Genomic DNA, 23,938 nt, shown 5'->3' on the forward strand with positions numbered 1-23,938 from the left:
GCACGGTCATCGGCGTCCGGGGCCGCCGGCACGGCGGTCAGGATGTTCTGCCAGGTTCCGTCGACGGCCCATCTGATCAGCCGTTTGTGGGCGGTGTGGAACGGGCCGAGCTCGTCGGGCAGGTCCCGCCAGGGCGAGTTGGTGCGGTACTTCCACGCGATGGCCTCAAGGGTGCGGCGGTGATCGGCCCACCGCCTGCCGCGGACCGGATCGGCCGGCATCAGCGGCTCGATCCGGCCCCACATCGCATCAGTGATCACTAATCGGGCAGACACATCCGATCAACCGACCAACCCATCAAAGAGACACGCGCTAGCCGATCGGGTGCGCTCTGTGAGGCGTCGGTTGTGGGGACCCGAGGGAAGTCGCACGTTTTGAGCATGTTCAAATATGGATGTACGGCCGCATGGTCGGACATCGAACTTCTGGGGAGGGGTCTGTGAACATGCGCGGATGGCGTGTGATCGTTCTCGCGGTGACTGGGGTGGTGCTCACTGCGTCCTGTGGGTATGCCGCAGCGATCCACTCGGCGGAGATTCCGCAGGAGCAATTGGTAGGGGCATGGACCAGCGCTGCCGGGACGTCCCTGACCTTTTCGAAGGAGCACACCTTCGCCGGAACGGGTTTCGACAAGGTCGAGGCGATGGCTGATTGCGCTCACCCCGAGACACTGTCCACTGGCCGCTGGGCCTTCTACGTCAGCCCCGAAGGCAACGGTTTCATCGTCCCCGACGAGACTGCCACACATGGCCATGAACTCCAGTTGTCTTTCACCGAGGATCCGACGTGCACGGTGTGGGTCTACCTCTACGGGTACTTCGGCGACGCCGAGGACCCCAGCATGTGCCCCACAAGGGACCCGGACGCCGGCTGCCCTCTGGGCGGTTACCTGAAGCGGGATAAGGCCGCTTCCCACTCCTGACGCCCATTGCCGCCGGCGGGAACGCATAATCTTGCGGCGCCCGCCGCACCAAATGACCGTCGGCTCGAACCTCTCAACCGCCGGGACCAGACAGGAAAACCGCGCGTCTCGAATGACGCTCTCCGCCAGCTGGTGGCTACGGCTGGACGGCGGAGCGGCGCCGCCGGTACGCGAAGGACCTGGGCAGCGAGGTGACGTTGGTCGGGCTCACGGCCCTTTCCCATCGTGTTGAGCGACGTTCTGTATGAACAGGAACGAGAGACTTGGCGACACTCGCGGCGGAGACGTTCAGGTGAGGTATGTGATGACTGAGAAGACTCCGTGCGCGGCGACATGGTGAGAACGGAGAGGGGCTTGGCTTTGTTCATAAGAAACGGACGGCAGATGTTCGCGACTTCGGGAGGCACCGAAGCACGCTGAGAATTCGAACGCTGCTTGAGTTTCGACCTGAGAGGCGACTGCCGAGGTCTGGCAGGCGGTGTGCGGCGGCCTACCTGCCGCCACCCATGCGAGCGTAGCCGCGACGTCCCGCGATCTCGTGTGTGCGGCGCCGACTGCTTCAGAGTCGCGCAGGCGGGCTGGGCGGCTCAGCGGTCGCCTGCGTGCGGGCGGCGGGGAGGTGGCAGTGGCTGGCGCCAGTCGCCCAGTCTCGTGAGGAGAAACTGGCGGGCGAGAGAACGTATGTCGTCCCACACGGGATCTGTGGCCAGGGCGTTGTCCCAGAGGCCGACGCGGCAGCTGGCATCGATCTCGCCGAGGCGACGGCCGATGGCCCGAAGGTTGTGCAGATCCTCGGGCTCGAAGAATCCGCGCTCCGCGAGTCCTTCAGAGACGCGGCAGAGTAGCTCTACCTCTTCAACGACGCTCTTCGTGTCCTCTTCACGCTTGCCCAGCCAGGCAAGTTGATCCTGGGTGTCGGCTGCCAGGAGGGTCATAAAGCGCATCGTCCAGTTGCGCAGGTGTTCGTCGCCGAGATGGTTCATACATGCAGGATCTCACCTGGCTTCCGCAACCGTGTTCGATGGCACGGAGGGAGGGCAGCGGCCGGCGCGGCGCCCCGTGGAGGTTGAAGCTCGATTGCTGCTGCCGCAATCGAACAGCGCCGGACAGCGGTACCTCCCGAAGTCGTGAACATCTGCCGTCCGTGCTCATGAACAATCCCAGGGGCTCGCGCGAGCAACTACGCGTCCGGGCGTGCCCATCGCTTTATGATGTGCGGCTGGGCGTACGGGGCCGGCCAGGCTTGCAGTCGGATCTCCTCGGTGTCCTCCGGCTCGTCCTCGCAGTCGGGGTCGGCTGCGGCGGCGAGGTTCCGTCGGGAAGCACGGATGCGGGTCCACCCGTCGGGCATGACGAAGCGTGCGGCATCGGGGAAGTAGTCGGTGCAGCCCAGTACGACGAGTCTTCCCGAGACCAGGTTGAGGCTTGCTTCGACGATGTGGTCGAAGGCGTCGTTGTCGTCGTCCGGATGATGCGTGAGGACGTGGACGCTGACTGCCACGGTGACGTTGACGTCGGTGCCGATGGCCAGGGCATCGTCAGTGACGCCGAGTCCGTCCAGGACGGCTTGGTCGGTCCACACATCACTCAGGTCACCCTCGGACTCGTCGTCCAGGACGTGGATCTGGAAGTAGTCCGCAAAGAGCTCAAGGTCTGTCACCACGGGGCCATCATCGCTGCTGCTCAGGAAGGGCAGAGTGGCGGGGTGGGGCTGTCGTCGAAGCGAGGCCGCTGACCGGGTGATCCGAACATGAATGCTGGCACGTCTGGAGAGATTCCGGCTGATTGCTGCAGGTCAGGCGGAGGTTTCGGTGCTGATCCTGGACTCGGACGTCCTGTTGTTAGAACGCCGGCTGCGGGCCGGTGAACTGATATGTCCCTCATGCGGGGGTCGTGCCTGCCCCGTGGGGGCACGGGCGGCCGCGGGAGGTCCGTGGTGATCTCGAAGCCCGGCTGTTCGCAAGTCCTCGTCGCTCGCGCTGTACGGGCTGCCAGGGCACGCACGTTTTGCTGCCGGAAGTGGTCTGGCCGCGGCGGATGGATGCGGCTGAGGTGATTGGGGCCGGGCTGGAGATAGCGGCCCTGGGCATGGGGCACCGGCAGATCGCCGCCTGTCTGGTCTTGGCCGAGGGAACGCCTCCGCAAAGCAGCCGGATCAGAACGGCCCAAAGCGCGGCTTGACGGGACCGATCTCGCCGCGCTCTGCCAGTTCGTTCAGGTCTTTCAGCTCGAGGAACTCCAAGAGATCAGGGTCGATCCGGTGGTGCGGGTCCACGTCGCGCAGGCGCTTGACGAAGGCGATCACGAAGTCGGTGAACGCTCCAGCGAAGACCTCGGGGTCGGCCCCGTTGATGTTCGTGACGATCTTCCAGCGGTCCGGGTCCGCGTCGCATGACCAGAAGAAGTGCTCGTCACCGGAGTAGTCGTATCCCCAGGAGATAAGGCCGCCCAGAACTGCGACGCCGTCTTCGCCCGGCCGTAGACGTGGCAGAACAACCGCTCCGCCGATCACGGCGCGTCCGAGCGAAGCCAAGGCGACACATCGACCACCAGCACCAGCACCAGACGCCCGCCGTCGAAACGCGGCAGCGACAGCCCGGCCAGCACAGTCCGCGGTCGGCCGGTGTCGATCCGGCCCTGGTTCAGGCCGCCGTACATTGCTCCGTGCCCGCGACGATGCTCGGTCTACGTCCGTCTCGACCCCGCCCGGCCGCCGCGTCTGGGCGGGGGTGTACTGTGGCGAACGCTTGAACGTGTTCAATTTCAAGATCGCCCGGCACCCCCGGAGCGAGCAGGGGGTGTGCGCAGCGGTGCGGAAGATGACGGGCAGGCGGACCCTGTGCGTCGCGGGGTACGCGACAACGGCCCAGTATGCGGCCATCGGCATCGTCCTGATCGCACTGTCGCTGGTCACCGAGGGGCTGCCCATCGAGCGCAGCGACTGGCTGTACTCGCTGGTGTGGCTCGCCTTCCTTAGCGTCGTCCTGGGGCTGGTCCAAGCCGTGCTGTTCGCCACTCCGACGGCCTTGATCGGTGAAGCCCTGGCCCGGCGGCTGCCCGGCGGCCGGATCTTGTGGCACCTGGCACCCGTCCCCATCCTGCCGCTCATCCCGGCCGCTGTCGCCTACTCCTTCGACGGCGCGGCCTGGCAGTGGTGGGCCTACCTGACCCTGCTGGGCTGCGTCCCCGCTCTGGCAGCGGGGCGGGTTCGGGCCCCGGCTGCCCTGTTCGCCTCCTAGGGTGCGTATCGAGTTGTGATCAAAGGGGGGTTCTCGTGAGGTCCTTGAGCGAGATCATCGAGGCGTGCAGGTGAAGGCCGGCGAGGTAGCTGTCCGGGGTCTTGTCGTACGGGGGGCGATGCCTGGCCAGGCTTGCAGCTTGTTGATCAGGCGCTCGCAGCCCCCTCCTCGACTCACAGCGGTCCCGACAGGGGCAGACCAGAGCCGCCAGGACGCACGACCACGCGTACGTGGCCACCGCGCTGCCATTCGCCCGCAGTGCCTGCAGCGTGTAGAACCACGTGTCCCCCGGGGCGGCCGGGGCGGCCGAGTAGTTCCTGTCCGTCGCCGGCAGCAGCCCCGGAGTGCAGCGGTTCGTATGCCTTCGAGGACGCGTTCCACCGCGCGACCCGGTAGCCGGAGACGGAGTGTCTGACCTGGCGCTTGCCCGGAATCCGCAACGACTGCACGGCGCGGGAGGAATCCGGTGCCAAAGCTGCCGTCGATCACGCAAAGGGTAGGGACCATCTGAGCAGGTTTGGCCAGCCCTGGAGCAGCAGAGCGAAAGAGCACGGTTTCAGTCGTGCCCATGGCAGAGCCTTCCGATATGTTCTTCCGGGCTCGCGGCGACGAGTCTCAGGCGCTTTGGAGGGGGAAGCGTGCCAGGTTAGCGGCTTGACGCGGAGTGGGTCCGATCCTGGTGGGAGCATGTCGATGCGGCAGTCACGAAGCTGATGCGGTCGTTCCTCACGATGCATGGCTTCCCGCCCGACCAAAACGTCGTGACGCTCGCAACGGACGACAGCCACCAGGCGACGGCCGCACTCGTGGGCCTGACGCCGGTCCCCTCCGATCTGACCGCGTTCTACTGGGTGATCAGCGAGGCTTCGCTGCCCGATGTCGACAAGGGTTACTTCATCCACTCACCCTCGACCGTCGCAGGGCACTTCCGCGAGTACGGGCCTCCTCTGATCGGCGGGGAACGGGGTGCATTGGTATTCGCGAGCGACGGCGGGGGCCATCTGTTCGCGATCGGAGACAGCGGACGGGTCTGGAGATCGACCACAGCTTCCTGGTTTGACGACTTCGAGGTCGCCGCAGCCAGCCTGCAGGAGTTCCTCGAACAACTCGATCGGCGGATCACGAACCAGCTCTGATCACCCGTCGACGAGCCATCTTCTACCTCTCCGCCCAGACCGCCGCCCGCTTCTGCCCCACGTCCAAGACCTTCTACGACCGCAAGCGAGCTGAAGGCGAGAGCCACAAGCAGGCAGTCCTCGCCCCAGCAAGCCGCCGCCTCGACGTTCCGCGGGCCCTCATCCGCGACCAACGCCACTGGACAGCGCAGCCACCGCAACCGGGCCTGACCAGCGCCGCATAACGTCGGCCGAGCCGGTGAAGGTAGGTTGATCACCGGTTGGCTGGAGGCCGTGGGGAGGAGCTGCTGTGAAAGAGATCGAGGTCCCGGGGCCTGATCCCGACTGGCAGCCGGCTACACAGCCGCGCCACTACACCGGCAGGAATCCCGCCCATCAGTACAGCGTTTGGGAGCACTCCGCCCCGCTGTTCCAGATGATCGGAGTGCTGGCGCTGCCGGTGCAGCCCGTGGCTCAGCGGCTACGTCTGCACGTGGAGCGGTCGTGGGACGGGCTGGACGACCTCGACGTCGTAATGTTCCGGCTGAAGGGATTCAGCTTCGCGATCAGCAAGCACGACGGCAATCCGGTCGGCGTCTCGTATGTCTGGCTCACCCAACCACACGAGCAAGCCGACAAGGCCCTGGACACCCTCCTGGAGGTAGTCGGGATCGGGGAGGCCGCCGTCGCATTCCGCGGAGACGCTCACGAGGACCCAACAGAGCCGACCGCCACGGCGCAGGATGCCGGCTCTCAGGATGAAGTCGCTGACGTCACCTTGCCGACCTCTCTATGGGCAAGGTTCCGGCGTGCCATCGGCAGAATCCAGTAAGCACCTTCGACGCTTGACAACGGTCATTGGGAATCAGTCTCATGCAATGAGCCGCTCCATGGCCGGGCACGAGCATCCCGAGCTCCCCGGGCTTCCTCGGAGTCGCATGAACCGGCCCACCCGTCCAGACGCCGATAGCAGATGAGGGTGGCGGCGATGCCGGCGAACGCGAGGAAGTGTTCGGCCTTGCGCTCGTAGCGGCGGTGCAGACGGCGGCACCCGGCGAGCCAGGCCACCGTCCGCTCCACGGTACAACGGTGGCGGCCCAGGCGCTGAGCCCGGCTGACCGGGGCGGCGGCGGGTCGGGTGTACGGCTGCGGGCGGTCAAGCAGTGCGGCTGGCACGGGCTTTGGTGATGAGCCGTTTGGCGGTGCGGGTGCTGACGTCGACTGCCGGTGCGGTCGTCCCCGTCCTGCTCCCGGTCCTCGACGCGCAGTGGTGGCCGTTGCCGCCTACCGCGCGGAGGCCGCCCTTCCCGGCTGTTGCCCGTCGACCAGATGGACCCGAACGAGGTGCTCGACCCCTTCAGCTGGGCGGGCGGGCACCAGGCCGGCCTCGGCCTTGAACTGGAGCCGTAAACAGCTCTGCCCGCCACCACCCGTAGAGACGGCTGATGGTGTTCGTGGCCGGCTGTGGTGTGTGCCCGCTCCGCGCCGAGTCCGGCCCGTCGGTGCGGTGGAGGCCCGCGACTCGTGGCCGCCGTCCGCTGCAGACAGCTACGTCCGATGCGTGGAGCGCGGTCGATGCCAGCCTCGACGAGATCATCCCGATCGCCAGCGGCCTGAAGGGGAGCAGCCACAGCCGTTTTCAAAGAGTCTCATCAAAGTCCGGCGGCGGTTCCTGCGCGAACATCCCGGCCACGCGCTGGACGGCCGGCCGCTGCCGGCCGATCGATTTCTTACAAGAGCGACAGCTCACGACACGCTAATTTGGGGCACCCCAAAGCAGAGGAGAGCCCCGTGGGCAAGGTGGTCATGTACAGCTCGGTGTCCGTGGACGGCTTCGTCGCGGACGAGAATGACCAGCCCGGACCGCTGTTCGACTGGTTGTCCAGCGGTGACGTCCCGTTGGACGGGAGCGGCGAGCTGAAGGTGTCGCAGACGTCCTACGACTACACCCGGCCGTACTGGGACCAGATCGGAGTCACGATCGTCGGCCGCCACGTCTTCGACCTGACGGACGGCTGGGACGGGAAGCCGCCGGGCGGGATCGACCACGTGGTCGTCGTGACGCACCGGCCGGAGCCCGAGGGCTGGGACCCCGAGGCGCCGTTTCACTTCGTCAACGGCGTCGAGGCAGCCATGGCCAAGGCGCAGGAGCTTGCGGGTGACCGCATGGTCGAGGTCGCCGCCGGCGACGTCGGTGGCCAGGTGCTTGCCGCGGGCCTGATCGACGAGGTGCGCATGGACGTCGTACCCGTCGTGTTCGGATCCGGCAAGCGCTACTTCGGGTCGGTCCACGCGCAGCACCTGTTGGAGGATCCTGACGTGGTGATTCAGGGCAACCGGGTGCTTCACCTGCGCTATCGGGTGCGCCGTTGACCGATCTGAGCGGGTACGCGAAGAAGTCCACTGCGAACGGTGACACAAGATCGGGCCTCCGGCTGCGTTTTGCGGCTTCGAGCGGCCCGCGTACCAGTGAACGTAGATCTCGGTGATGTCGACCACGACGAACGTTCTCCTTGCCATCCGGGCTGACCATCGGCCTTCCGAACCACAGGCCCAGGGCCGCCCACACGCCTCCGCGATGACCAGGTCCCACCGTCCCTCGATCCCGAACTCCGTCGTACCCATGGCTTCCCAATGGAGAAGTCAAGCCTCGGGGCTCTGTTCAGGGCCCGCAGATCAACGTCTCTCGGGGGTCTGTGGTTGATCAGCGGGTCGTGAAAGAAGCGAGACCAAGATCCCATTGGTCAGCCGCGTGAAGGAGCGCAACCGTATCCAGCTGCACCTCCACGACGTACTGGTAGATGTCTGCTCCGTCATCGGCCTGCTGCCATGGGGGTGCTGCTTCCAAGGACAGGTGGACCCGAATCACCGCCCCACCCTCGCTTCGGTCGGCGAGGCTGAAGGCCAGGACGGGCTCGATGAACCACGTGTCCGGGGACAACTCACCTTCGGCATCGAGTCCGGTGACAGCTACCTTCCCCGCTGCCACGGCGCGCAGCCAGGCGGACACCTCACGCGCTTCGTCGGTCAGCAGACATGGATCGGCAAAGGACCAGCTGCCCTCGGCGGTTGTCACCGAGCCACCGATGACCAGCCAGTTGTTGTCGTATGAGTTGGCCCCGACCAGGGGAAACTGATAGCGCAGCGGGTGGAGCTCGACACTGTTTGCGTGATCACTCAAAAGCACTGCCACACAATGTCACGGGCCATCCCGGAGCTGTCCAGCCGTGGGCCGATCAGAGTGGCTCGGTGACAGGCCGTGGTGTGACCTCGTAGAGGCACCGGTCACGGATCAGGGCCCATAGAACGTTGACGCGGCGGCGGGCGAGGGCGATCACGGCCTGGGTATGGCGTTTCCCCTCGGCTCGCTTGCGGTCGTAGAAGGTCCGGGAGTTCGGGTCGTAGCGGACGCTGGTCAGGGCGGACATGTAGAAGACGCGCTGGAGGCCGCGGTGGTAGTGGCGGGGTCGGTGGAGGTTGCCGCTCTTCTTCCCCGAGTCGTGCGGTGCCGGCGCAAGGCCGGCGAACGCGGCCAGCCGGTCCCGGGGTCCCGAAGAAGGTGAGGTCGCTGCCGACTCCGGCGAGGAGCTCGGCGCCGAGGAGAGGTCCGATGCCGGGCATACTCGTGATGATCTCCGGAACATGCCCGTCAGCGTGGAGCGCAGGCGGTTGATCGCCCGGGTCCGGTCACGAACAAGATCCATACGTCGGTTCGTGAGTATCTTCAGCTCGATGGTGGCCTCGTCAGCGGGCCGCATCGGCTTGAGGTCACGGCGGATGCGGGCCTGGTCAGCGATCACGAGGGCGTCGCGGGCATCGGTCTTGCCCTCGCCGCGGTATCCGTCACTGGCCCGATTGACGACCCGGCCGGGGATGTAGAGGAGCTCCTGACCGTGGCCGGTGAGCAGGGCCAGGAGGAGCGCGGGCTCCCCGCCGGCCATGTCGACGGCCCAGGTGACGTGATCCCCCAGAGCGAGGATGTCCTGGAGGAGCTGGAGTAACTCAGGCTCTCCGTTCGGCACCCGCCGGGACAGGCGTTTCGTGCCCTCCTGGTCGATGGCGACACAGTGGTGGTGGGTCTTGCCGCTGTCGATTCCGGCCCAGATCCGGTTCATCGTGCTCCAGACGATCGTGCGTGCAGGTCTGCCGCAGACGACCTCGCCGGCATGGCCTTACACAGCGATCTTTGTCGCACTTCCCAATCTGGCGGCCGGGTCGTCGCGGGGCGCCGGGCGGCCAAGCCCGCGCAGCCACGGACGGCAGCCAACTAGAAGCCACACCCGGCACCCCTGGGCGGCCCAACCATACGAAGGGCTCGACCATCCCGTCCCTGGAACGTAAGGCCAATTAGGAGAAGTCGGGATGAGGAATTACATGACGCTCAAACCACCCGAGATGGGGGAAACGTGAACGCTCACAGCGTGCGGTGCCGCAGGTTCTGCCGATCGGGGTCGCGGTGTCCGTGCTGCCGGTCGCGGTCGAGGATCGGATCGGCTACCAGCGCACCAAGTTCCGGCACTGGAACGCCGGCGACCTGCCCTCGGACGGTTGCAATACCGGCCAGGAAGTCCTGTTGTCGGAGGCCGTGGAGTATCCGGCCACCGGTCCGGGTTGCACCTGCCGTTGACGTTGATCGGGGGCTCGGGGAGCGCCACGTCAGGTTGAGTGATCGAGCATTCTCTGGATGGTTTCGCGTACTGAGTCGTCCGTCTCGTTCGAGAGGTGCCGGCTAAGGGCCTCTCGTCGCCGGGTAGGTAGCCGCCGTCCCTGCGGTGTGTTCGTCGCCATGAGCACAGCAGCGAGGGATCGGACATCGGTGACCGGATCGGCGAGCGCCGTGGTCAGCAGGTCTCGGCCGTGTTCTCCCTGGGCGGCGAGGGCGCGAAGGATCGTTTCTCTCACGGCCGGGTGAGTCTCCGCAGTAAGGGCCCGAATGAGCGTGCTGGGCAAGGTGGCGCTCGGGGCCGGGTAGGTGATGAACGTGTAGGCGGCGGCTCGCCGCCTTGTAGGGAGTTCGTCGTCCAGGAGCGTCGCCACGAGCTGGTCCTCGTTGCCGGCCATCTGGTCGGCGAACCAGTTGAGTTCCCGGTGTCCTGTCAGAACGAAGTCGAGCCACCGCTCGTACCAAGACAGGAAGTCGGAATCGGCGTAGAACCGGGGAGCGAAGAATCCCTCGGCGTTGACTTCCACCAGGCGCCCGCGTCCGGGTCCTGTGACGACAAGCAGCGTGAAGTCGCTGCAGCCCCGGTAGACGACTGTGATGGTGCCGGGGAAGTAGCCCGCGAGGTCGCCCCGGTCATCGGGACCTGTGGGGACATCGGCATCGGGGACGATTGGGAACGATTCGGCGGGCTGCTCCGTGCCACCCCGCCCGACCCATCGCTCCACGGGCAGCAACCCGTAGGTGGGACCGTAGCCACCGTGGCCGATTCGGGTGAGGAACTGGCGAAACTCCTCGGGCAGTCGAATGCCGTGGGTGTCCTCGAAGTCCGAGATCTGCGTCTCGGTGAGCACGGGGCCGAGTACGGCCTTCTCCGCGGTCGGCAGTGCGGCGAGTTTGGCTTGGATCCGGGTGATCCTGGCGTCCACCGGTACTTCTTCTCATATCGGAAGGTAGTTCGAGCTGCGAGCATAACCCCCGCCCGGGCTGCCGGGCTGTTGTCAGTCCGCATCGAACATGGCCGGACGGCGCCGAAGATCCAGGTTCTCGCCGTGAGCCACCTCCAGGGCCTTGCGTAGTCGCGTGATCTCCTCGGACGTCCAACCGGACGCTCCCGCGCTCAAAGCGCGGGAGCGCCGTCCGCATCCGCCCGTGCTGCCACAGGGCGGCGTGCCGTACGGGGCAGTCCCAGTCTGGGCTGGCGGACGCCATGTCATGGTCGCGTGACAGGACTGCCACAACGGCGCAGCACGGGAACTCGGACGGGCCACGGTGCCGTGTCCCTGCACGTGCCGGTGCGGGGCCGGCCGGGAGACACCGAGGAGCATCCCATGCAGTACTCAGCAGGCCTCCGCCGCTCGGCGGCGGTGCTCGTGGCGGCGGCCGCCGCCACCGTCCTGATGACTGGCTGCGGCCCGGCCGACGACGGGGCGGCGGGCACGCCGCCGGCCACCCCGGCTGCTTCCGTGCCGGCCGCGCCGACGCCCACGGGCGGCTCCTCGACCGGTGGTGGGGGCGCTTCCCCCACCGGCGGCTCGGGCGGGACCGCGCCCACCCCCTCGGCGTCCGCCCCGGGCGGCGGTACGAAGCCCTGCACTGTCGGCGAGGTCAAGGTCTCCGACGCCCAGCAGGCCGCGGTGCGGCCGCCGGGCACCGGGACCGGCGCCGCGGTCTTCTCGGTCGCCAACGGCTCGAAGCACGCCTGCACGCTCACCGGATACCCGACGGTGGCCGGTGCGGGCAACGGCTCACCCGAGAAGAACCTGCCGCTCGCCACCACCCACAGCGGTACGGCGTCGACGGTGACGCTGACTCCCGGAGCCCGCGCGTGGACGAAGCTGACCTTCGTCAACGTCCAGGGCGAGGCGGACGGATACTGCGTCTCGGGAGCCACTCCGGCCAGCTTCCCGACGCTCGTGATCGGTGTGCCCGGCGCGGGCTCGCACCAGATCGCCATGACCGACGGAGTCTTCGCCGAGTGCGACAACAAGGTGACGGTCAGCGCCTTCTCCGCCGCCAAGCCGTCCTGACCGGAAGTGCGGCGTGGTGCGGCCCCCGGCCCGCGCCGGTACTTCACGGGCAGACGGTCCGGCCGTGGTGGGGGAACGATGAGGCTCACCAGGAAGCTCCGCACCGCGTTACGGGAGCGCGCGGCACGGCGCCGGCGGCGGCCGTGCCGGCCGCCGCCACGGCAGTCCCGGCCGCGGGGCCCGCGTACGCTGCGGCCCAGTGCGGGTCGGCGGAGGCGGCACCGCCGGTGCGGCTGGCTCGGATCCCGGACTGGGTCGAGTCGATCGCCGTCGACGGGCGGGGCCGGATGTTCGCCACCGCCCACTTCAGCGGGCGGGTCTACCGGGTCGACGTACCGGGCGGCGAGCCGGCCGCGCTCACCGGGGACATCGGGGCCAACGGCGGGATCGTCGTGCGCGGGGACGGGCAACTGCTCGTCGGCACGGCAGCGACCTCGCGCACTCCCTGACCGGCGACCTCTTCCCCACGTCGCGGCTGCTGCGGGTGGATCTGGATTCCGGCGCGGTCACCACCTACGCCGCCGGCCTCGGCGGGATCGACGGGGTCGCGCTCGCTCCCGACGACACGGTGTACACCACGACCCTGGGCGGCCGGAACATCGGCCGCGTCACGCCGGACGGGCGGGTCGACCCGGCCTGGGCCCGGGTTCCGCAGCCCAACGGGTGCGCCGTCTCCCCGGACGGCGGCGAGGTGTACGTCGTCCAGACCACCGTCGCCCCCGGGCTGTGCCGGATCCCCGTCGGCGACCCGGCCCACCCGCGGCGGTGGATCTCCGCCGACGCCGACGCCGCCGACGTCCTGGCCCTGCTCGACGGGCTGACCCTCGACGGCCGGGGCCGCCCGCTGGTCGCCACGCACACGGCGGGGCAGATCTGGCGCGCCGAGGAAGGGCGGCCGTGCGCCGTGGAGTCGGGGCTTCCGCTCTCCACGCAGCTCACCTACGGGCACGGCGACCGGGGCTTCTCCGCCGCCGGCTGTACCGGGCGGGCGTCGACGGGGAGGTGTACGAGGCACCCGTCGGCGCCGAACCGGGGCGCTGAAGCGGGGGCCCTCAGGTCCAGTGGAGCGTGCGCCACGGGCTGGCCGGGTCCGTGGTCAGGGCGCGGTGGGTCGCGAGGACCGTCTCGTACCACTCGCCGAACTCCTCCTCGTCGAAGTGGAGGCAGCGGCCCAGGACGTAGGCGGCCGAGAAGTTCTCCCACGAGCGGTAGTTGAGCTGGACGAGACGGCCGGCCCGGACCACGGCCGCCTCCGCCTCCTGCAGGGAGCACAGCCGGGCGGCGAGTCCCCAGCGGGCCATGCCGGAGGCCCGGCCGTAGTCCCAGGCCTCGACGCTCCGGACGAAGTCCCCTTCGGGCAGCAGGCCGTCGGCGCGGAACCGCGCCTCGTACCGGGCGATGCGGCCGATCAGCCGCTGCACGCCGGTCACTTGGCCCTCCAGCTCCGCGGCGGTGACGATGCGGCCCTGGGTGACGCCGTCCGCGGTCAGGCGGGGTTCGGCGGTGGCCTCGGCGCGCTGGCGCACCACGTTCCCCGCGGCCTGGCGCCAGTGGTCGACGTCGACGGGGCCCGCGAAGTCCAGGGCCATGGAGCGGCGCAGTTGCAGGACGAACTCCCAGACGCCGCTGACCATTCCGGCGCGCAGCAGCTGTTCCTGCGTGTCCTGCCAGTCCTCGCGGGTGGTGACGCCCCACCAGCGTTCCAGCGTGCGCTTCTCGTTGAGGTAGCCGCAGCCGTGGTAGGCCATCGAGTTCCAGTAGCGCCCGTTGCGCACGTTGATGTGCGCGCCGGCCGCGAGACCGAAGGCGACGGGGCCGCTGCGGGGGCCGCCCACCTCCAGGGTGTGAATGACGTCCTGGGCCAGCCCCGGCCGTTCGACCGGGGCGGAGTGGCGCTGCCACAGGGCGCGGCCCTCCGGCCCGGCCGGCAGGACGCCCTCGCAGGGGCTGCCGGGGTTGACGACGAGGTAGGGCGGGTCGTTCTGGTTCCAGACTTCCGCGAACCAGCCCAGGTCGTAGCAGTTGTAGACAGGGTCGGCGATGGGCGGCGGCAGCATGCCGCCGGTGTAGACGGCCAGGCACACGGTCTGGGTCTGCGGGTTCCAGTAGGGGTGGAAGCGGGTGTTGCCCGGGTTCGCGTCGACGTACGCCCGCGACTGCATCATGTACAGGTCGGCCCGGGCGACGAGGTCGTAGTACGCGGGCCAGTCGCCGCGCGCCTTGGCCTCGTACAACCCCCGCTCGACCGCGCTCGGCGCCTGCCAGCCCTGCGCCGGGCCCGTCGGACCGGGCAGGGCTCCTCCCTCGTGACCTGCTGTCAAACCCATGGGCAAACCCTAAGGGGTGGTCCAGTGCGGTCGGCGTGCCGGTCCCGGCGGACGGGGGGCGACCGGGGCGAGGACGCCGAGCCGCCGCGCCCCAAACGCCGCAGGCCCCGGAAAGGCACGACACCGGTTCCGAACCCTGGGCTGCGCCTGGACCCGAGCGGATGCACGGGTACCCGTACCCGCCTCCCCACACCCGGAAGACCATCGACAGGAGGAAGAAGGGATAGATGCGAAGTTGTGCCGGAACCCAAGAGCGGACAGCATGTGTTCGCCCCTTCGGGCGGCAGCTCCAAGGGCCACTGTGTTCGAATGGTTCACGAGCAGCGGCAGCACCGGTTGCCGGCACTCAGTGACGGTACGCAGCTGCCGCGATCTCGATGAAGGATCGGATCAACGGGTTGGCGTCCCCTTCGTTGCACACCGCCACCACTCGGCTCGGCACCATGTCGATCAGCGGCACCACGGCCAACTCCGCGGGCAGGTCGTGTCCGAGGGGGGCCAGGCCGACCGTGCCGTTCCACAGCACGGCGTGCAGGCATTCCTGGACGGCGCGCACCACGGGGCCCTCGCGCGGCGTGCCGCCGTTCCAGTACGACTGCCAAATGGGGTCGGTGCCCTGCGGGAACTGGAACCAGCGGCGGTCGCTCAGCTCGGCCAGCCTCAGCCGGTCGCAGCGAGCCAGCGGATCGTCGGCGCGCAGGACCACGCCAACCGGATCGGTTCGCAGCGCACGCACCGTCAGGGCGGTCTCGTCAAACGGCGCACGGGTCAGTGCGACGTCGACCAGTCCGGTGCGCAGCCCGCAGGTGGGGTCGGTCAGATCGGTGTCGCGGATGCGGATGTCGATGCCGGGGTGGGTTCGGCGGTAGGCGGCGGCCAGCCTGGACACTCCCGGGTCGGTGCCGTCGCCCAGGATGCCGACGGTGATGGTCGCGGCGCCGGCTGCCGCGCTGACGCGTACACGAACGCGGTCGGCATGGTCGAGCAGGGCTCGCGCCTCGTCGAGCAGCACTGCGCCCACCGCAGTGAGCGTGACGCCGGTGGGCCGGCGGGCGAACAGCAGGGCCCCGACATCGGCCTCCAACTGCTTGATCGCCCGACTCAGCGGCGGCTGACTCATGTGCAGTCGGGTGGCGGCCCGGCCGAAGTGGAGTTCCTCGGCGACGGCCACGAAATAGCGCAAGGTCCGTAGCTCCACGCTCCCACGATACCCATGTGGTATCGGCGCGGCAGGATGGGTCTTGGACACCGGCAGGTCCCCGGCGGTGCACTTGTGACCATGACCGAAGAAGTTGAGGCCAACGCGCCGCAGGCCGACCCCGCCGTATCGGTAGTGGGTCCCGGCGACGGCGAGACGATCGGGCTGGGCACCACGCGCATGCGCGTTCTGGAGGACGGCAGCCACACTGGGCACCGCCTCGCGATCGCCGAGTCCGTCCTCGCCCCGCACACCCAGGGACCGCCGCAGCACCGCCACGCCCAGCACGACGAGGGCTTCTACATCCTCTCCGGGACCGTGCGGTTCACCGTCGGGGACGAGGACCACGACGCCACCACGGGCACGCTCGTGATGGTTCCGCCCGGTACCCCGCACACCTTCGCCAACCTGACCGACCAACCCGCCGTCATCCTCAGCACATTCACCCCCGACCTGTACGTGCAGTACTTCCGGGACCTTCATGAGGTGCTCGCCAGCGGCCGGCCGTTGACGCCCCAGGCGAATATCGATGCGATGAGCCGCTACGCGACCGAGCCTTCCACCGACCTCGACTGAAGCAGTCGACGGGTTGCCGTGAACCGATGACTCTTGAACGGGAACTATGAACATCGCCTACTGGATCGTCGCGGGACTGCTCGCCCTCTTCTACGTCTACGCGGGCACGCTGAAAGTGATCCGCAGCCGCGATCGGCTCCGGCCGATGATGTCCTGGGTCGACCGCATGCCGTTGCCCGCCCTCAGGGTGCTGGGGACGGTCGAAGTGCTCGGCGCGACCGGCCTGATCCTGCCGCCATTGACGGGAATCGCACTGCCGCTGGCGCCGGCCGCAGCCGGCGGCTTCGTATTCCTCCAGGCAGGTGCGATCGCCGTCCACCTGTCAGGCGAAGATCGCCGCATCGCACTCAACGTCGGACTCATCACCGCTGCAGCCGTGACCATCTGGCTGGCCACCGGGCTGTGATGGAGCACAGCCCTCGACTGGTGGATGCAACTGCAGGGACAGCCGCCACACGGCTGCTGTCATCTCTCGGGTTCCGGGCACAACTTCTGTGGAGCTGCGCCCTGCGGGCTCGTGCCCAGCCCGGACCAGCCTTCTGACCTGCTGGTTCCGGTCGTCCACGGTTGCGATGAACCCAGCGACGAGCCGTCACCACAGAACTTGAGCCAGAGCCCGGGAACGAACAGCAGATTTTCACGAGACCGGGAGGCAGTGGGTGGCGCTGTTGTTCGAATCCCTCGGATAGACCAGCCCCTTGGGAGAGCGGTACCGAGGTGCCTAGGGTGCGTATCGAGTCGTGATCATCGGGTGGTCCTGGTGAGGTCCTTGATCCAGATCATCGAGGCGTGCAGGTGGAGACCGGCGAGGTAGCTGTCGGGAGTCTTGTCGTATCGAGTGTCTCACCGTCCCAGTTCCGGCCTCCTGGTACGTCACGCTCTGGGGCGGGTGAGGCACGTGGAGCCGACGTGAGCCGACGTGAGCCGACCGGTGCACTGATGTCCGGGCGGGGACTCATGGGACATGGCCCAGCACCCGGCTCAGGTTCCGGGGAGGATACGGCGCGTTTCGTAGGCCCACATCGCGATCTCGACCCGGTTGCGGGCGCCGAGTTTGGCCATCAGGCTGGCCAGATGCGTCTTCACCGTGCTGAGGCTGATGTGCAGTGCATCGGCGATCTCGGTGTTGGTCAGCCCGCGAGCGACGGCGAGGAGCACCTGCTCCTCGCGGGCGGTGACGGGGGAGACCGGCTGGGCCACGGGCCGGCCGGCGGGCAGGTCCGCGAATGCCTGGAGCAGACGGACGGTGACGCTGGGCGCGATGAGCGCCTCACCGTCGGACGCCGACCGTACGGCCTGCGCCAGAAGGTCCGGTCCCGTGTCCTTGAGGAGGAATCCGCGGGCGCCGGCACGCAGTGAGCCGTAGACGTACTCGTCGAGGTCGAACGTGGTGATGACGACCACGGCCAGCGGGTCGGCGACGCCCGGGCCGGCGACCAGCCGGGTGGCCTCGAGCCCGTCGAGTACGGGCATGCGGATGTCGAACAGGCAGACGTCGGGGCGTAGTTCGCGGGCCAGACGTACCGCTTCCCGCCCGTCGGCGGCCTCGCCGACCACCTCGATGCCGGGCTGGGCGTTCAGCATGATCCGCAACCCGTTGCGGATGATCGTCTGGTCGTCAGCGACCAGGACGCGAATGGACACCGCTCTCGCTCCTCGCTCTCGGCAGTTCGGCGTCGACATGCCAGCCCCGGTCGGTACCCGGGCCGGCTCGTAGTGTGCCGCCGAGCAGCGTCGCGCGCTCGCGCAATCCGGTAAGTCCGTATCCGTCGCGTCCCCGGCCGGTGCGCCGGCCGTTGTCGCGCACGCTCACCCGTACCGTGTTCCGTTCCGCGGCGACCCGAACGACGAGCTCGGTCGCGTCGACCGCATGGCGCAGCGCGTTGGTCACCGACTCCTGCACGATCCGGTAGACGGCCGCGTCCACGGCCCGGGGCAGCGCGTCCAGTTCGCCGTCGAGCCCCAGGTCGACCCTGAGGCGACCACCCGGGGTGCGCACCAGGCGCTCCAGATCCGCGACACCGGCAGGCGGCGCCAGCTCGGCGCCGACCCCGCGGTCGCGCAGCGCGGCGACCATGGCACGCATTTCCTCCAGCGTGCGCGCCCCTTCCTCCTCGACCCCCTCCAGCGCCTCGACGGCGGCGGACGGGTCGGTGCCCGCGAGCACCCGGCCCGCCTGGGCGATGATCACCATGGCCGACACGTGGTGGGCCACCGTGTCGTGCAGTTCCCGGGCGAGCTGCTCGCGCTCGCGGGAGCGCACCTGCTCCAACTGTCGCTCGCGAGCGGTCACCCGGAACCGCACGGCAGCCCCGACCACGCCGGGCAGCAGCAGGAAGACGAGGCCCACGACGTTCTCGACGACCGGGGTCTCGTCCGTGACGGAACACAGCGCGCCGGCCGCGAGGATCACCGCGCCGCCCAGCACGATCTCGCGTCCCGATCCCCACCGGGGCAGCGCGTACACCAGCACGAGCACGACCGCGCCGGTGTACAGGCCGACGGGCTCGCGCGGTGCGGCGACGAGCGAGGCCACCTGAAGCAGGATCACCGAGCCGAACGCCAGCGTCACCATCGCCAGCGGGCGGGTCCGGCGCCACAGGGGCAGCAGGCACAGCCATACGGCGAACACCACCGCCACCGGCCGCCACACGACGTTCTCGCGCAGGGTGGCCTCCAGCGCCACACCGGCAAGGCCCGCGGCGAGCAGCGCCCAGTCCCGCCGCACCCGGGCGGGCGAGTCGGGCGGCCGGGGTTCGGTCCACAGGGTTCGCAGGTCGTCTCGTAGCACGGTTCTCAGCCTAGGCACCGCGGCGTGCCGCGCATCGGCCGAAAGGACGGGTCGTCACTCCGCCCTGGGGACGACGGATCCGCGGCCCGCGGGCCGATGCCGCGGAGCGCCGTGGCGACGAGCCTCGGCATCGGCGGCCGTACAAGGACGGCCGACGAGGTGGTTGGAGGACCCGATGCTCTCGAAAGCCCTGTTGCGCCTGGGCGCAAGCGCCGCCCGCCATCCCTGGCGGGTGATCGCGGCATGGCTGATCGCCGCCGCGCTTGCCGTCCTCGCCGCGATCGCCTTCGGCGGGCGGACCGCGGACTCGATGACCGCTCCGGGGCTGGACTCCCAACGGGCCGCGGAACTGATCGAGCGGGCCGGCACCGGCCAGGAGGGGATGACCGCCCAAGTGGTCGTCACCCCCCTCGACGGCGGTGCGACGTTCTTTGACCACGGCAGCGCGCGCACCGCTCTCACGCGGCTGCAGACCGAGGTGAAGCGGCTGCCGCACGTGCTCGGCACGAGCGACCCGGCGGGGGCGCTCGACGCACGCGGGGACACCGCCGTGCGCGGCGGCCTCGTCTCGGCCGACGGGCGGATCGCAGTCGTCCGGGTGCAGTATCCCGACCAGAGCCGGCTGTCGGCCGAAGACCTCGACGCCCTCGTCGATCTCGGCGACCGGCTGCGCGCCGAGCTGCCCCTGCGCATCGAGATGGGCGGGAACCTCTTCTACGCCTTCTCCGACCCCGACGGCGGCGCGAGCGAGCTGATCGGCCTCCTCGCCGCGGCCGCGATCCTGTTCCTGGCGTTCGGTTCGCTCGTCGCCGCCGCGCTGCCGATCGGCATGGCGGTCTTCGGGCTGACCATCGGAGTTGCCACGATGACGGTACTGGCGGGGGTGACGGACGTCCCGACCTTCGCCCCTGTCCTGGGCAGCATGGTCGGGCTCGGAGTGGGCATCGACTACGCGCTGTTCGTGCTCGCCAGGCACCGGGAGTACCTCGCGCGCGGGCTCGATCCCCACGAGGCGGCGGGGCGAGCGGTGGCCACGGCGGGGAGGCCCGTGGTCTTCGCCGGCGGCGTCGTCGTCGTATCGATCCTCGGCCTGGCGGTCGCGAACGTGCCGTTCATGACCGTGGGCGGGCTCGCCGTCTCGATCGTCGTTCTGACCATGGTGGTCGCGTCGGTGACGCTTCTGCCGGCCTTCCTCGGCGCCGCCGGCCCACGCCTGGCCCGGGCCGGCCGGATCGGCCGGGCTCTGCAGACCGGGAAGCTGGGCCGACTCGCACGGCGGCGGGACACGGTGGCGGGCGCCGCTCCCGCCGCCGGTTGGCGGCGCTGGATCGGGCACGTCAGCCGGCACCCGGTGCTGTACGCGATCGGTGCGGCGGGGCTGCTGCTGACCGCGACGCTGCCCGTGCTCGGCCTGCGCGTCGGCCTGCCCGACGACGGCTCACAGCCCCACAGCCGTACCGAGCGCCGCGCCTACGACCTCGTCGCCGAGGGGTTCGGCCCGGGCACCAACGGTCCCCTCGTCATCGCCGCGAACCCCGCCGGTGATCCGGGAGTGCTGGACCGACTCGTCGGGGCGGTTGCGGCGGATCCGGGCATCGCATCCGTCGCGCCGACGCACATCGATCGGGCCACCGGCATCGCGACCCTCGTGGTGTTCCCGACCACCAGCCCTCAGGACAAGGCCACGGCCGACACCATCGCCCGGCTGCGCACCGGCGTGCTGCCCACGGCGATCGGGCACGGCCCGGCCAGGGCCCACGTCGGCGGCGCCACCGCGAGCCTGTCCGATGTGGGCCAACGCACCAGCCAACGCCTGCCGGTGCTCGTCGCCGCCGTGCTGGCGATGTCGTTCCTGCTGCTGATGCTGGTCTTCCGCTCGATACTCGTACCGCTCAAGGCGGTACTGCTGAACCTGCTGAGCATCGGCGCGGCCTACGGCATCATGGTCGCGGTCTTCCAGTGGGGCTGGGGAGGCGCACTCATCGGGCTGGAAGCGACGGTTCCGATCGTGTCGTTCATCCCGATGTTCCTCTTCGCCATCCTGTTCGGCCTGTCGATGGACTACGAGGTGTTCCTCCTCTCCCGCGTACGCGAGGAGTACCTGCGCACCGGCGACAACGGCACGGCGATCGTTGAGGGCGTCTCGGGCACCGCCCGGATCATCACCTCGGCCGCCCTCATCATGGTGGCGGTCTTCCTGTCCTTCGCCGTCGCCGAGGACCCCTCCACCAAAATGTTCGGGCTCGGCCTGGCCACCGCGATCTTCATCGACGCCACGGTCGTACGCATGGTGCTGGTACCGGCGACCATGACACTCCTCGGCCGGACCAACTGGTGGCTGCCGAAGTGGCTGGACCGGATGCTTCCCCACGGCCCGGTCGGCACCGACGACACCGACGCGCAATCCACGGGTGAGGCCCCGCGTCCACGGCCGGTTGACCGTTGACTCAACTCCTGCCCGCCCTTGGCGTCCGGCACCTCAGCGCGTCACCCAGGGGGCATATCGAGTCGTGATCATCGGGCGGTCCTGGTGAGGTCCATGATCCAGATCATCGAGGCGCGCAGGTGGAGACCGGCGAGGTAGCTGTCGGGAGTCTTGTCGTATCGGGTGGCGATGCCTCGCCATGCCTTGAGCTTGTTGATCAGGCGCTCGACGGTGTTCCGCTCCTTGTAGAGATCGGCGTCGTGGCGGACGGGTCGGCCACCTCTGGAGCCCTTCTTCTTCCGGTTGGCGGCCTGGTCCTTCTTCTCCGGGATGACCGCCTTGATACGGCGTTTGCGCAGGTGGGCGCGGATCCGCGGGACGAGTACGCCTAATGGGAGACGAAAGCCGGCGGGAGCTGACCTTCGTGGGCGCGAGTCGAGCCTTTGAGTATGACCGGGCCTAAGAGCCCTGTTGACAAGACGAGGCCGGCTCGCGCCCAGCAGTCCGGGCAGGAGTGTTCGGAATCAGGTGCGGTTCGTTCTGCATAAGCCTCGAAGAGATCCTGTTCCTGCGCGACGGTCCGCCTGCGGATCTCGGGCGCTTGGCTGTTCGTAGTCCGAGCCGGTTGCGCGGATCACCTCTCAGCTCTGCCTTGAGCCTTCAGCTCTGACGCGGACCGAGGGCCGCGCGACTCGCTGGGGTTGCGAACGGCTGGTGGGATGACGTGCCTTGAGCACTTCCATTAGGGAGCACGCGCACCCTGCACAGGCTCTGACCTGGGAAGAGACTCGTCACGAAGGAGGGCCAGATGGAGATCACCGGGTTACCGACAACAGTGTTCTGCGGCGTGGACTGGGCCGAAGATCACCACGACATCGCACTGGTCGATGCGGGTGGGCAGCAGCTCGCAAAGGTGCGGATCAGCGACGATGCCGCAGGGTTTGCCCAGCTCATGGCTGTGCTGGCCGAGCACGGTGACAGCGAGGACACCCCGATTCCGGTGGCGATCGAGACGTCACGCGGACTGCTCGTCGCGTGTCTGCGGGCCACCGGCCGACCGGTCTTCTCGATCAATCCGTTGGCAGTCGCCCGCTACCGGGACCGCCACTCGGTCGCCCGCAAGAAGTCGGACGCCGTCGACGCCGCGGCCCTGGCCAACATCCTGCGAACGAGGCGGACACCCCGCTCGACTATCCGGCTGTGATGGGTTCGCGCGAGCGGCTGTGGACCATCTACGGCCCAGCCTGGGGCTGGCCCGCGGCCACCATGACCTACGAGGCCGACCAGGCCGACCTGGCTACCAAAAGGCCCTGTTCTCATGCCCGGAACCCACCGTGATCACCCGAACGGGACCCCGTTCGACCAGCACTCCTCAAGATCGGAACGACAACAGCCACTTACGCGTCGGGGTGCTCCGGCAGGGCGAGCCAGTCCGACCAGGAGATCTCTCGGCCGAGGAAGCGCGGCTGCTCGAACGGCCAGTCGGCGGCAATCCACAGCGGCACCAGCTCGTCGAGGGCCTGCTCGACCTTGCTGCCCACCAGCTCGTCCACGACCCACCAGGAGATCTCGCCGTCCGCGCCGGCCCTCTCCGGTGGGTCGATGTAGACACAGCCGAGCAGAGCGGTCTCCGCCGCGTCGAACAGCGCGTAGTTGAAAGACTGGTGTGCGGCGATCTCCTTCTCGTGGCGCAACAGGTCGGCCTGGTCGGCCTCGTAGGTCATGGTGGCCGCGGGCCAGCCCCAGGCTGGGCCGTAGATGGTCCACAGCCGCTCGCGCGAACCCATCACAGCCGGATAGTCGAGCGGGGTGTCCGTCTCCCGGATCGGCCGCAGGTGATGACCACTGCCCGGCAGCGGTATCAGGACGGGATGGATGAAGTTCTCGGGGAGCCAGCTCATAGCGCCCGACCGTAGCAGCGCGCGGCCGTCCGCTCCCCTGGATTTTCCCCGTATACCGCCAGGCCCTGCTCTCATGCCGGGCAGTGCCCGCGATCACCCGATCGAGACACCCGTTCGATCGGCAGACTCCATGATCGGTATGGCAACGGCCTCTGAGATCTCCCCGTCCCACATGCCTGGGAACGAGTTCTCCTCTCGGTTCGTCACCGACCCATCAGACAGGCCCTAGGTAGGACAACAGGTCGGGGAAGGTGCGGCTGCCTGCCAGGTCGAATGGATGCTCGGCACCGCGGCTGAAGAAGCAGGCGAACAGCAGCGCCTGAAGACGCTGCTGCCCCGGCTCTGCGGTGTCCAGGATGAGCCGGCCGTTGGGCTGCCGCATCCGGCGCAGGTAGTTGGCGGGGATGCTCAGGGTCTCCCGGCACATGGCGAGGCCAGCCTTGTCGCGGCTGTAGGGCATGACGAGTTCCGTTCGAGTGCGTCCCGGACCGCAGACGGACGAAGGAGACCGGCGCGAAGGCACCGAGCCGGCGGACAGCAAGCGGTGATGGAGAACGGGGTATCGCACCCTTGGGCGCATCAGCGGGCTGTCCGGGCAGGTCCCAGGCCTCCAGCCGGTCCTCACGGCTGCTGCCACAGGTAGCCCCACGGCATCAGCCAGCTCGAAGGCACACCGGAGAGGACCTGCCAGGGCGCTACCGCAGGGCAGCATCGGCTTCCTCGGCCGGGTCTGGGGCGAGTCGCGGCGTCGTGG

The 23,938-nt window shown here is 68.8% G+C and carries 23 protein-coding genes and 6 pseudogenes; 13 read left to right on the forward strand and 16 right to left on the reverse strand.

From position 1 onward, the window contains the following. On the reverse strand, window positions 1-275 hold a 275-nt coding region (locus tag ACFWBN_RS32065; RefSeq protein ID WP_385182707.1), incomplete at its 3' end, for a transposase. A gap of 164 nt (window positions 276-439) precedes the next feature. Between ACFWBN_RS32065 and ACFWBN_RS32070 the strand changes: the two genes are divergently transcribed. Beyond that, window positions 440-922, forward strand: coding sequence for a hypothetical protein (locus ACFWBN_RS32070; protein ID WP_385182709.1), 483 nt, complete (start codon window positions 440-442; stop codon window positions 920-922). A gap of 587 nt (window positions 923-1,509) precedes the next feature. Here the strand turns inward: ACFWBN_RS32070 and ACFWBN_RS32075 are convergent. From ACFWBN_RS32075 to ACFWBN_RS32090, 4 genes and pseudogenes are all read right to left on the reverse strand, one after another. After that, window positions 1,510-1,905, reverse strand: a complete 396-nt coding sequence (locus ACFWBN_RS32075) for a hypothetical protein (protein WP_385182711.1) — start codon at window positions 1,903-1,905, stop codon at window positions 1,510-1,512. A gap of 197 nt (window positions 1,906-2,102) precedes the next feature. Continuing rightward, window positions 2,103-2,585, reverse strand: coding sequence for a hypothetical protein (locus tag ACFWBN_RS32080; protein WP_385182714.1), 483 nt, complete (start codon window positions 2,583-2,585; stop codon window positions 2,103-2,105). 492 nt (window positions 2,586-3,077) lie between these two features. Continuing rightward, window positions 3,078-3,455, reverse strand: a complete 378-nt coding sequence (locus tag ACFWBN_RS32085; RefSeq protein ID WP_385182818.1) for a hypothetical protein — start codon at window positions 3,453-3,455, stop codon at window positions 3,078-3,080. Beyond that, window positions 3,344-3,604 (reverse strand): annotated as a pseudogene (locus ACFWBN_RS32090) (transposase); the annotation flags it as partial. The gene ACFWBN_RS32085 and the pseudogene ACFWBN_RS32090, both read right to left, overlap by 112 nt. A gap of 65 nt (window positions 3,605-3,669) precedes the next feature. Between ACFWBN_RS32090 and ACFWBN_RS32095 the strand changes: the two are divergent. From ACFWBN_RS32095 to ACFWBN_RS32105, 3 genes are all read left to right on the forward strand, one after another. Continuing rightward, complete coding sequence (locus ACFWBN_RS32095) at window positions 3,670-4,161, forward strand: hypothetical protein (protein WP_385182717.1); 492 nt, start codon at window positions 3,670-3,672, stop codon at window positions 4,159-4,161. A gap of 761 nt (window positions 4,162-4,922) precedes the next feature. Then, window positions 4,923-5,297 carry a hypothetical protein gene (locus ACFWBN_RS32100; RefSeq protein WP_385182720.1) on the forward strand — a complete coding sequence of 125 codons (375 nt, stop codon included), beginning with the start codon at window positions 4,923-4,925 and terminating at the stop codon, window positions 5,295-5,297. Between the two features lie 289 nt (window positions 5,298-5,586). Continuing rightward, window positions 5,587-6,108, forward strand: coding sequence for a hypothetical protein (locus ACFWBN_RS32105; RefSeq protein ID WP_385182723.1), 522 nt, complete (start codon window positions 5,587-5,589; stop codon window positions 6,106-6,108). A gap of 125 nt (window positions 6,109-6,233) precedes the next feature. On the opposite strand, the pseudogene ACFWBN_RS32110 reads toward ACFWBN_RS32105, so the two are convergent. Continuing rightward, a pseudogene (locus ACFWBN_RS32110) lies at window positions 6,234-6,380 on the reverse strand (IS5/IS1182 family transposase); the annotation flags it as partial. 687 nt (window positions 6,381-7,067) lie between these two features. On the opposite strand from ACFWBN_RS32110, the gene ACFWBN_RS32115 reads away from it, so the two are divergent. Further along, window positions 7,068-7,649, forward strand: a complete 582-nt coding sequence (locus ACFWBN_RS32115) for a dihydrofolate reductase family protein (RefSeq protein ID WP_385182725.1) — start codon at window positions 7,068-7,070, stop codon at window positions 7,647-7,649. Between the two features lie 331 nt (window positions 7,650-7,980). Here the strand turns inward: ACFWBN_RS32115 and ACFWBN_RS32120 are convergent, their stop codons facing one another. Together ACFWBN_RS32120 and ACFWBN_RS32125 are read right to left on the reverse strand one after the other, a co-directional pair. After that, window positions 7,981-8,463: a hypothetical protein gene (locus tag ACFWBN_RS32120; protein WP_385182728.1), complete on the reverse strand. Its 483-nt coding sequence runs from the start codon at window positions 8,461-8,463 to the stop codon at window positions 7,981-7,983. A gap of 49 nt (window positions 8,464-8,512) precedes the next feature. Next, window positions 8,513-9,391, reverse strand: a pseudogene (locus ACFWBN_RS32125) (IS110 family transposase). 311 nt (window positions 9,392-9,702) lie between these two features. Between ACFWBN_RS32125 and ACFWBN_RS32130 the strand changes: the two are divergent. Next, a complete protein-coding gene (locus ACFWBN_RS32130; RefSeq protein ID WP_385182731.1) occupies window positions 9,703-9,903 on the forward strand; it encodes a hypothetical protein in 201 nt (66 codons plus the stop codon). A 29-nt stretch (window positions 9,904-9,932) separates the two neighbouring features. Here ACFWBN_RS32130 and ACFWBN_RS32135 read toward each other — a convergent pair whose 3' ends face one another. After that, a complete protein-coding gene (locus tag ACFWBN_RS32135; protein ID WP_385182734.1) occupies window positions 9,933-10,865 on the reverse strand; it encodes an SMI1/KNR4 family protein in 933 nt (310 codons plus the stop codon). A gap of 402 nt (window positions 10,866-11,267) precedes the next feature. On the opposite strand from ACFWBN_RS32135, the gene ACFWBN_RS32140 reads away from it, so the two are divergent. Then, window positions 11,268-11,966: a DUF4232 domain-containing protein gene (locus ACFWBN_RS32140; RefSeq protein WP_385182738.1), complete on the forward strand. Its 699-nt coding sequence runs from the start codon at window positions 11,268-11,270 to the stop codon at window positions 11,964-11,966. A 227-nt stretch (window positions 11,967-12,193) separates the two neighbouring features. Further along, the gene (locus ACFWBN_RS32145; RefSeq protein ID WP_385182741.1) at window positions 12,194-12,415 is read left to right on the forward strand and encodes a hypothetical protein; all 222 of its coding nucleotides are present in this window, start codon (window positions 12,194-12,196) and stop codon (window positions 12,413-12,415) included. 603 nt (window positions 12,416-13,018) lie between these two features. Here the strand turns inward: ACFWBN_RS32145 and ACFWBN_RS32150 are convergent. Continuing rightward, window positions 13,019-14,293 carry a DUF1266 domain-containing protein gene (locus ACFWBN_RS32150; protein ID WP_385182744.1) on the reverse strand — a complete coding sequence of 425 codons (1,275 nt, stop codon included), beginning with the start codon at window positions 14,291-14,293 and terminating at the stop codon, window positions 13,019-13,021. Window positions 14,294-14,639: 346 nt separating this feature from the next. Next, on the reverse strand, window positions 14,640-15,491 hold the full coding sequence (locus ACFWBN_RS32155) for a LysR substrate-binding domain-containing protein (protein WP_385182746.1): 852 nt from the start codon (window positions 15,489-15,491) through the stop codon (window positions 14,640-14,642). Window positions 15,492-15,572: 81 nt separating this feature from the next. On the opposite strand from ACFWBN_RS32155, the gene ACFWBN_RS32160 reads away from it, so the two are divergent. Both ACFWBN_RS32160 and ACFWBN_RS32165 read left to right on the forward strand, forming a co-directional pair. Beyond that, window positions 15,573-16,067: a cupin domain-containing protein gene (locus ACFWBN_RS32160; RefSeq protein ID WP_385182748.1), complete on the forward strand. Its 495-nt coding sequence runs from the start codon at window positions 15,573-15,575 to the stop codon at window positions 16,065-16,067. 46 nt (window positions 16,068-16,113) lie between these two features. Continuing rightward, window positions 16,114-16,473, forward strand: coding sequence for a DoxX family protein (locus ACFWBN_RS32165; protein ID WP_385182750.1), 360 nt, complete (start codon window positions 16,114-16,116; stop codon window positions 16,471-16,473). A 575-nt stretch (window positions 16,474-17,048) separates the two neighbouring features. Here ACFWBN_RS32165 and ACFWBN_RS32170 read toward each other — a convergent pair. Together ACFWBN_RS32170 and ACFWBN_RS32175 are read right to left on the reverse strand one after the other, a co-directional pair. Next, window positions 17,049-17,711, reverse strand: a complete 663-nt coding sequence (locus ACFWBN_RS32170; RefSeq protein WP_385182753.1) for a response regulator — start codon at window positions 17,709-17,711, stop codon at window positions 17,049-17,051. Beyond that, window positions 17,686-18,858: a sensor histidine kinase gene (locus tag ACFWBN_RS32175; protein WP_385182756.1), complete on the reverse strand. Its 1,173-nt coding sequence runs from the start codon at window positions 18,856-18,858 to the stop codon at window positions 17,686-17,688. The genes ACFWBN_RS32170 and ACFWBN_RS32175 overlap by 26 nt, the downstream gene beginning before the upstream one ends. A 175-nt stretch (window positions 18,859-19,033) precedes the next feature. Between ACFWBN_RS32175 and ACFWBN_RS32180 the strand changes: the two genes are divergently transcribed. After that, window positions 19,034-21,304: an MMPL family transporter gene (locus ACFWBN_RS32180; RefSeq protein WP_385182758.1), complete on the forward strand. Its 2,271-nt coding sequence runs from the start codon at window positions 19,034-19,036 to the stop codon at window positions 21,302-21,304. Window positions 21,305-21,372: 68 nt separating this feature from the next. Here the strand turns inward: ACFWBN_RS32180 and ACFWBN_RS32185 are convergent. After that, window positions 21,373-21,671: pseudogene (locus ACFWBN_RS32185) on the reverse strand (transposase); the annotation flags it as partial. Between the two features lie 420 nt (window positions 21,672-22,091). Here ACFWBN_RS32185 and ACFWBN_RS32190 point away from each other — a divergent pair. Beyond that, window positions 22,092-22,454 (forward strand): annotated as a pseudogene (locus ACFWBN_RS32190) (transposase); the annotation flags it as partial. Next, window positions 22,445-22,579, forward strand: a pseudogene (locus ACFWBN_RS32195) (N-acetyltransferase); the annotation flags it as partial. The pseudogenes ACFWBN_RS32190 and ACFWBN_RS32195, both read left to right, overlap by 10 nt. A 101-nt stretch (window positions 22,580-22,680) precedes the next feature. On the opposite strand, the gene ACFWBN_RS32200 reads toward ACFWBN_RS32195, so the two are convergent. Beyond that, the gene (locus ACFWBN_RS32200) at window positions 22,681-23,184 is read right to left on the reverse strand and encodes an N-acetyltransferase (protein WP_385182760.1); all 504 of its coding nucleotides are present in this window, start codon (window positions 23,182-23,184) and stop codon (window positions 22,681-22,683) included. Window positions 23,185-23,398: 214 nt separating this feature from the next. Beyond that, window positions 23,399-23,644, reverse strand: coding sequence for a hypothetical protein (locus ACFWBN_RS32205; RefSeq protein WP_385182763.1), 246 nt, complete (start codon window positions 23,642-23,644; stop codon window positions 23,399-23,401). Window positions 23,645-23,938: the final 294 nt, after the last annotated feature.

It is taken from the genome of Streptomyces sp. NPDC059989 (genome assembly GCF_042736975.1).
Classification (GTDB): Bacteria; Actinomycetota; Actinomycetes; order Streptomycetales; family Streptomycetaceae; genus Streptomyces.